The following is a 7,127-nucleotide window of genomic DNA, read 5'->3' as shown; positions in this document are numbered from 1 at the left end:
AGTCTATTTGAGGGCTCCGACAATATTAGGAGGGCACCATGCGTGATCACTCAGTCCCCGCGGTGCCACGTGCCCGCGGACCGACGGGCGATCAGGCAGGTCTCACATCGTGCTGTGCAGGACCCGTGGCCAGCCAAACTGCGTGTGAACTCCGGGCGAGAAGAGTACGGATTCAGGCTGCCCGGCCACTTCGATTCCCGCGGCGCGCACCAGTTGGTCCTCAAGGCCGATCAGCTGCGCGCGGTACAGCGGCCATGCACTGTGCGTGTTGGGCACATAGATGGTCCTGCCCCTGAACCGAGAGTGCAGACCGAACCGGGCCGTGAGGTGGATCGACAGCGCGTCGGTGGCGGCGACGTCGGGCTCTGGGACGACCGAGAAATCGCTCCGGGTGCCGCCTCGAAAGCGCCGCACGGAATACCCCGCCGACGCCGATCCGGCAAACCCATCGGCGCCCACGTAACTCGCCCGCGACCACACATAAGGTATCCCGGCCGCCCGCGCGGCCAGCACCACCGCCAAGCGTGAGGCATCCAGGCTGCGGAAAACGACACCACGGGTGCCGTCCGGCTCGCGGGAGTAAAGGCGCACGTTGATCTCGTTGAAGCTTCCAAAATAGGGGATGCCGGGACCGCGACCAACTCCGGCACCCTGCATACGAAAGCCGATTAACCCCACCCACGCTGACCCGTCGAACACATCCGGCGCGACGCCCGGTGGCATGAACCGCGCCGCCACTGCCTCAGGAATGCGCCAGTGCAGGAAGACGGCATCCAGCCACCGCTGGTCCATGATGATTGGCGCCGGAAGCTCGGGTGCAGCCGGCCAAGGATCAACGCCCAATCGGATCAGCTCCCTTCGGTCGGCAGGGTGTTCGGCCGGCGGGACTTCCGTCGGCAGGGTCTTCGGTCAGCAGTGTACGAGCCGGTCGGCACCATGAGGATCGGTCGGCCGGCGGCGTCACTTGGCATCGGCCAAGGTCCGCGGGAGCAGGGTCAGTTCAATGCCCGGGTGCCTTCCGGAAGGGCTCCGCCGGCCAATACTGCCGCCGTCGCATCGGCCAACGCTGTCAGCGCCACGCGCTGGGTCCACGGGCCGTAGGAAATGCGCGCCACGCCAAGTTCCTGCAATGTGGCCGGTGCCAGGGATCCGGGCACATTGATGACCGAGACCTTGTTCCACCCAATGCCTTCCACCAACGCGGTGACAGTCGGCTCGTCCAGCAGGCCCGGCACGAACACCGTGGTCGCACCGACGTCGAGGAAGGCCCGGCCGCGCTCAATGGCGTCCGCAAGCACCGCAGAAGGGTCCCGGTCCTTGCCCTTCAAGAAGGCGTCGGTGCGGGCGTTGAGGACGAAGTCGATGCCCTCGGCCTCGGCGGCGCGGATTACAGCGCTCATCTGTTCAACGGCGTCGGCGAGCGGGCGCATCTGGTCCTCGATGTTGGCGCCGACAGCCCCGACGCCAATCGCCTTGCGAACAGTTTCGCCGGGATTGCCGTAGCCCGCTTCGAGATCAGCACTGACGGGCAGCGACGTGGCGGCGGCAATCACCCCGACGGCGGCGATCATTTCGTCCACCGGGATGTTCTCGCCGTCTTCGTACCCGCGCGACGCAGCGATGGAGTGGCTGGCCGTGGCCAATGCCTTAGTCCCCGGAACGCCGGCAACCACCTTCGCCGTGATCGCGTCCCAGACGTTGACGAGCTGGAGAATTTCCGGTGCGTGGTGGAGACGGAGCAGTTCGGTGGCTTTGGGGGCAAGAGAACGCGCGGTGTCTGTCATGCCGCGAGCCTAGCCGGGCTCCGTGCCACCCGGAAGGGTTTCAGCCAGCCGCGGAGGAATCAGAGGAACCCTGGCGCCGAGTCTGCCAGGGCCAGCGTCCGGTGATTTCCAGCTCGAGAGAGAAGCTAAGGAAGGTCCGGATGAGCACAATAATGGCCAGCACGCCGACGCCCTCGAAGGTCGGCGTGACGGCGACGGATCGGATGATGTCAGCCGCGACGAGCAGTTCGAGCCCGAGGAGGATGGAGCGGCCCAGCAGTTGCCGGTAGGAGCGGTAGACGGAGAGCGGCGCGGAGCCCGCCGGCAGACGTTCCGGCTGGAATCCGCGCAGCGCCATAGGGATGGACACGAGGGCGCCGATTACCATGACGGCCACGCCGGCGAAGTCCATGAATCGGCCGGCCGTCTCGATGATGTGTTGAAGATCCATTGTTCCCCTCGGAGAAAGTGGGCAGTGAGATTCAAACCTTACGGGTGCCGGACGCCGATACCGGCGAGAACGGCTCGGTAGCCTTCTCGGAAACTGGGGTATTGAAACTCGAAACCGGTGCTGCGGATCAGTCCGTTGCTGGCCCGCTTATTTCCGCCGCGCGAGGGTTCGCCGCCCGCCGCTTTGCCGCCCGACGCCGAAGCGCCGGTGCCGCCGCCCGACGCCGCACCCGCGGCACCAGTGGACTCTGCCGCCGGCGCAGGGAGTCCCAGTTCCGCGGCCAGGAATTCCAGCACGTCGCCGAGTTCGGCCGGTTCATTGTCCACGCCCAGATAGACCGCCGCCGGAACCGTGCCCATGGTGCACAGATGGACGATCGCGGCGGCGGCGTCGTCGCGGTGGATCCGGTTGGTGAAACGCGACGCGGCAGGAATGACCGCGGTTCCGCCGCGCACCTGGTCGATCAATCGCGTCCGGCCTGGGCCGTAGATTCCGCCGAGCCGCAGCACTACGGGGGTGATGCCGGTGCCGCGCAGGCGGCTGTGGAGGAGTTCCTCTGCTTCGCGGATGATGCGGCCCGAGAACCCGCCGGGTTCCGGCGTCGTGCGTTCATCAATCCAGCCGCCGCCGGCATCTCCGTAGACGGCGGTCGAGGACACAAACAGGACCCGGCGGACGTTTGCCCCGGAGGCGAGGACCGCGTCCAGGACGTTCGACAGCCCGTCCACGTAGGCGGCACGGTACGCCTCCTCGGTCGGGGAATCCGCGGCAATCGCGACGACGACGGCGGTGGTGGCCGCCGGGACGGGCGGCAGCTCAGCGGAGCCCAGGTCAGCGGCGACGCCCTCGATGGTGGCCGGGAGTTTCTCCGGCGAGCGGCGCCACCCCACCACGCGGTGGCCAGCCGCCGCGAAACGCAGCCCGGCCTCGGTGCCAAGATCGCCGCAACCGGCCAGCAGAACAGTCATGAAGCCAGTCTGCCAGCCTTCGGGAAGCGCCACGGACAGGCTTGAGGAAAACTTGGACCTCCAAATGCGGCTGAAGTATCCGACCCGGCTCCCGGGCGCGCCCGGCGTCGTTCAGTGCGGCCCTTTGCTACCTCGCCGGGATCGGGAAGAAGGCCCGCGGGTCCTGCATCAGGGCAGGGTAATCAAAGGCGGAGCGGTCCACGATCTCGTCGACCTGGAAGTTGCGTGCGAACTGGCCATCAACCGTGATCGGGCGGCCCAGGACCTTGCCGACGGCGAAGGCGGCGCCGTCGTTGACCGGGATGGCAACCACGGAGTTGCCGGGCAGGGTGGTGAACGCCTCTTCCTGCTGCTGGCGCTTGCGGGTGGGCTTCTTGACGAGCTGCTTCGGGGGCAGCTTGCGCACCTTGCCGGGACGGCGGGAGCCCGAGTCGGCATAGACGAACTGGTAGTCGTCGTCCGCGGGGGCCTTGCTGCGGCCAACCGGCGGCAGGCTGACAGTCTTCAGCTGCGCGGGCTCGGTGTCGCCCAGGGGCAGGCGCAGAACCCACATACGGTCCCCGGCTGGATCCTCGGGCACCAGCTCGTGCTTCGGTTCGGGCCAGATGTACTCCAGATCCGGGTCCGTGCCGGGGAATACCTCTGTGTAGAACCGCGGATCCTTGGCGATCAGCCGGGACCGGTGGCTGAGGTGGAAATCCGCATTGCCAAGCCATGGCGGCATCGGGATCTTGGCGGCGTAGTCGGGGTGGGCCGCCTGCGGGGCGAACTCCATGATCTTCTCGCGCGTGGTGTCCTCGCCGCCGCGGGCCGTCCATTCATCCACCATGGCCAGCCCGTACATGGTCAGCGCAGGAACGTACCCCATCCACATCCGGATCGCCGGGTGCGACTGCCAGCCGTACTCCGGGATCACCAGCGCACGCAGGATCTGCAGCGCTTCGACGCGCTGCTTGCCGAGCCGCACACGGTCCAAAACCGCGGCGCTCTGCTGGAAATCGGGGAAGGGGAGGAAAGTCTGCATCTCTCCAGTTTGAGGCCCCGGACCAAATGCGCCAATTGCTGGCGCGCGGCGGTGAGGGTGCTCACATGACGGAACAGGGCAGACAAGCGTGCTGGAGAGCCGCTAAAATAACATGAACCACTCCCGCCGCCACGGAAGACACGCCCATGCCCTATCAAGCAGAGCCTTATTCAGCAGAACCATCTCTAGCAGAGCCTAAGTCAGCGGAGCCCATTACTGCCTTGCCTTTTACAGCAGAGCCACCAACAGTAACTGATGCACCGGCGCCGTTCGTGCCTAAGTACGGACAAATGCTCAGCCCCGACGCCCACGGGATAGTGGTGCTGGAGGAATTCACGCTGGATCCGGTAGCCGCCCGCGACGAGCAGCGCGGGTTCCGCGCGGCCATGGCCGGAGTGGCCCTCACCATGCGGCGCCTGGTGGCCCTCCGCCTCTTCATCGCCGCCGTGGCGATCGCCAACCTGCCCCTGTTCCTGCTCTCGAGTGGCTGGGAGATCTACGTCATCTCACTGACCCTGGTGGTAGCCGTCCACGCCGCGGTGTCCTGGCTGAACCGCCACGAGCCCAGGATCAAGCAGCGCCGGATGCTGGAACTGCACCTGCACCGGGAGCGGAGCGCCAACTACCGCAAAGTCCGCGACGCCGTGAAGTACGTCATTGACGCCCCGGCCCGGATGAACGAAAGCCTTTACCTTGAGCTCCTCGCCGCGAAACGGGTAGCGCTGCATCTGGCCATGGGCACGGTGGCCCTGCTGGACACGAGCGACGACGCCGCCTGGAAAGTGCGGATTATCCGCGAAATCCCACAGGCCGCCTGAGCTGCACATCTGAACCCCACGGCTCACTGAAACACCACGACGCCGGAACGTCCCCTTGCGGGATCGCTCCGGCGTCGTGCTGTGTGTCGTGCTGTACGCCAAGTGCTGTAACCGCCCTAGGCGGGCAGCTGCAGCACTTGGCCCGGGAACACCAGATGGGGGTTGCTGATCGTCGCCGTGTTGGCGTCGGCCAGCGCGTGCCAGCCTCCGGCGATGTTGAGCTTGCCGGCGATCGTGCTCAGGGTTTCGCCGCTCCGGATGGTGTAGGTCTGGCCACTTACTGCTACCGGTGCAACGTGGCGGGGTGCCGGCACGGCTGCCTGGGGGGCGTACCTGGCGGGAGCCTTGGCTGCGACGGGAGTCGCGGCGGGCCGTTGCGATGTGGCCGCACTCTGCGGAGCCGCGGCGCCGCCGCGCAGTCCCAGCTTGGCCGCGCAGGCTGGCCACGCGCCCCAACCCTGGCTGGCTTGCACCTTCTCGGCGACGGCGATCTGTTGCGCACGGCTGGCATTGGCCGGAGACCCCGTGCCGCCATGGGCCGCCCACGTGCTGGCGCTGAATTGCAGCCCGCCCGCGTATCCGTTTCCTGTGTTGGTGGCCCAATTCCCGCCACTTTCGCATTGGGCCAGCGAGTCCCACGTGGAGGCAGGGGCTGTGGTCGGTACGGCCGCGTTCGCGGCCGAGGCGGACAGGGCGACGCCTGCAATGGAGACAGCCGCAAAAGTGACGCCGCGGCGCGCGGCAGTGCCATAGGTTGATTTCTTCATGGTTCAGATGCTCCTGAGGTCCACCAGCGCTCGGTCCGTCCCCGGACGTTGTCGCGCCACTGCCCGCCCCTGACAATAGAGGTCATAGCGGTGTCTACCGGTCGGGCAGTATCTGGTGGTGGTAGCACCGGGCATGCAATACCCGGTTGCCGGGCATGGACACTAGGCTAAGTCAGCCCCGTGCCGTTATCAAGACGTTACTTTCCCTGCTTCTGCCGTTATCATCCGGCCCGCAGTGACGCCGGCGCCCGCGGCCCGCTACTCGCGTGAATCAGCTTCCGAGTATTGCGGCCAGGTACGGAGCCGTCCGGCTCGCCGAGGAGCCCGCGACGGCGGCCGGGGTACCGATCGCCACGATCTCGCCGCCCGCGTCGCCACCGGCCGGGCCGAGATCGATCACCCAGTCCGCTGCGGCCACCACATCCATGTCGTGTTCCACCACGATGACGGTGTTGCCGGCGTCCACGAGCCGGTGCAGTTGGGCCATGAGGAGCTGGACATCGGCCGGGTGCAGGCCGGTGGTGGGCTCGTCCAGCAGGTAGAGGGAGTGGCCGCGCTGGGCACGCTGCAGTTCGGTGGCGAGTTTGATGCGCTGGGCCTCGCCGCCGGAGAGCTCGGTGGCCGGCTGGCCGAGGCGGAGATAGCCCAGGCCCACCTCGCGCAGTGTTTGCAGGCTGCGCGCCGCCGCCGGCACCCCTTCGAGGAACTCCGCGGCGGCATTGACCGTCAGGCCCAGCACCTCCGCCACGTTCTTGCCCTTGTACGTCACTTCAAGGGTTTCCGGGTTGTAGCGCGAGCCATGGCACTCGGGGCAAGGGCCGTAGCTGCCGGGCAGGAACAGCAGTTCGACGGCGACGAAGCCCTCGCCCTGGCAGGTCTCGCAGCGGCCGCCAGCAACGTTGAAGGAGAAGCGGCCGGCACCAAAGCCCCTCGCCCTGGCCTCGTCCGTGGCCGCGAACTCCTTGCGGACCGCATCGAAGAGGCCGGTGTAAGTGGCGAGGTTCGAACGCGGAGTGCGGCCGATCGGTTTCTGGTCCACCTTGACGAGCCGGTCCAGCTGGTCGAGGCCTGAGACCGGTCCGACACTGAGCGGCCCCTTGGACTCACCGGCGTCGGCCTCCAGGTCCTCGGGGGCCTTGGCAGCGTCTGGCTCCGGGTGCAGCCTGGCGCCGACCACCTCGGCCAGGACCTGGCTGACCAGGGTGGTCTTGCCGGAGCCGGAGACGCCCGTGACCGCGGTCAGCACGCCGAGCGGGAAGTCGGCGTCGAGTTCGCGCAGGTTGTGGCGGCTGATGTCGCGCAGTTCCAGCCAGCCGGCCGCCTCCCGCCGGGTACC

7 protein-coding genes and 1 pseudogene are annotated in these 7,127 nt (G+C 67.3%); 1 reads left to right on the top strand and 7 read right to left on the bottom strand.

The features are described 5' to 3' along the window. Nucleotides 1–102: 102 nt before the first annotated feature. The 5 genes from Y706_RS0116615 to Y706_RS0116595 form a co-directional block, all read right to left on the bottom strand. Nucleotides 103–792, bottom strand: coding sequence for a YqjF family protein (locus tag Y706_RS0116615; protein ID WP_043436335.1), 690 nt, complete (start codon nt 790–792; stop codon nt 103–105). A gap of 203 nt (nt 793–995) precedes the next feature. Then, nucleotides 996–1,784, bottom strand: a complete 789-nt coding sequence (locus Y706_RS0116610) for an isocitrate lyase/PEP mutase family protein (protein WP_028277482.1) — start codon at nt 1,782–1,784, stop codon at nt 996–998. 40 nt (nt 1,785–1,824) lie between these two features. Then, entirely contained in the window at nt 1,825–2,214 is a 390-nt protein-coding gene (locus Y706_RS0116605; protein WP_028277481.1) for a DUF1622 domain-containing protein, read from the bottom strand. 38 nt (nt 2,215–2,252) lie between these two features. Further along, complete coding sequence (locus Y706_RS0116600; RefSeq protein ID WP_028277480.1) at nt 2,253–3,182, bottom strand: SDR family oxidoreductase; 930 nt, start codon at nt 3,180–3,182, stop codon at nt 2,253–2,255. A 127-nt stretch (nt 3,183–3,309) separates the two neighbouring features. Next, nucleotides 3,310–4,206 carry an MSMEG_6728 family protein gene (locus Y706_RS0116595; protein WP_028277479.1) on the bottom strand — a complete coding sequence of 299 codons (897 nt, stop codon included), beginning with the start codon at nt 4,204–4,206 and terminating at the stop codon, nt 3,310–3,312. A 290-nt stretch (nt 4,207–4,496) separates the two neighbouring features. Here Y706_RS0116595 and Y706_RS0116590 point away from each other — a divergent pair, with 290 nt between their 5' ends. Next, complete coding sequence (locus Y706_RS0116590; protein WP_084476203.1) at nt 4,497–5,024, top strand: hypothetical protein; 528 nt, start codon at nt 4,497–4,499, stop codon at nt 5,022–5,024. A 116-nt stretch (nt 5,025–5,140) separates the two neighbouring features. On the opposite strand, the gene Y706_RS0116585 is transcribed toward Y706_RS0116590, so the two are convergent. Continuing rightward, nucleotides 5,141–5,791, bottom strand: coding sequence for a LysM peptidoglycan-binding domain-containing protein (locus Y706_RS0116585; RefSeq protein ID WP_028277477.1), 651 nt, complete (start codon nt 5,789–5,791; stop codon nt 5,141–5,143). Between the two features lie 271 nt (nt 5,792–6,062). Further along, nucleotides 6,063–7,127: pseudogene (locus Y706_RS30350) on the bottom strand (ABC transporter); the annotation flags it as partial.

This window comes from Arthrobacter sp. I3 (assembly GCF_000520575.1).
GTDB lineage: Bacteria > Actinomycetota > Actinomycetes > Actinomycetales > Micrococcaceae > Arthrobacter > Arthrobacter humicola_A.
This window is presented reverse-complemented; position numbering and strand designations above follow the sequence as displayed.

What these genes read in the sequence shown, in the direction of transcription:
- Y706_RS0116615 (WP_043436335.1), bottom strand. Translation starts at nt 792, where the DNA reads ATGGACCAGCGGTGGCTGGATGCCGTCTTCCTGCACTGGCGCATTCCT.
- Y706_RS0116610 (WP_028277482.1), bottom strand. Translation starts at nt 1,784, where the DNA reads ATGACAGACACCGCGCGTTCTCTTGCCCCCAAAGCCACCGAACTGCTC.
- Y706_RS0116605 (WP_028277481.1), bottom strand. Translation starts at nt 2,214, where the DNA reads ATGGATCTTCAACACATCATCGAGACGGCCGGCCGATTCATGGACTTC.
- Y706_RS0116600 (WP_028277480.1), bottom strand. Translation starts at nt 3,182, where the DNA reads ATGACTGTTCTGCTGGCCGGTTGCGGCGATCTTGGCACCGAGGCCGGG.
- Y706_RS0116595 (WP_028277479.1), bottom strand. Translation starts at nt 4,206, where the DNA reads ATGCAGACTTTCCTCCCCTTCCCCGATTTCCAGCAGAGCGCCGCGGTT.
- Y706_RS0116590 (WP_084476203.1), top strand. Translation starts at nt 4,497, where the DNA reads ATGCTCAGCCCCGACGCCCACGGGATAGTGGTGCTGGAGGAATTCACG.
- Y706_RS0116585 (WP_028277477.1), bottom strand. Translation starts at nt 5,791, where the DNA reads ATGAAGAAATCAACCTATGGCACTGCCGCGCGCCGCGGCGTCACTTTT.